This is a genomic window from Frankia sp. AgB32 (assembly GCF_023243045.1).
In the GTDB taxonomy this organism is placed as follows: Bacteria; Actinomycetota; Actinomycetes; order Frankiales; family Frankiaceae; genus Frankia.
The window spans coordinates 1-242 of the sequence record NZ_JALKFX010000216.1 but is presented as its reverse complement, the minus strand read 5'-3'; the positions used below and the strand labels follow the sequence as shown (position 1 = coordinate 242).

Sequence of the window (242 nt, the reverse complement as noted above, 5' to 3'; positions counted from 1 at the left end):
GACTGTAGATCGCGCCGATCAGGGCGATCAAACCGCCAGCAACCGGAATCAGGTTGGCGATGCCCGCGACCCAGGCCGCCGTATAGGCATAAACAGCCAGTTTCTGAGCCTGGACCGGGTTGGGCGTGGCGCCGAAGCTGGAGGCCAGAGCGTTGATGATGACGCCCAGGATGAAGACGCCGGCCAGACCCAGCACATAAGACAGGATCGCCAGGATCAGGGCGCCGACGATGCCTTGGTGC

1 protein-coding gene is annotated in these 242 nt (G+C 63.2%); it reads right to left on the bottom strand.

Translation table 11 applies throughout. The annotated features are described in order from the left end of the window. Nucleotides 1-242: YIP1 family protein (locus MXD60_RS26480; protein ID WP_248822418.1), on the bottom strand; the 242-nt coding region annotated here is incomplete at both ends.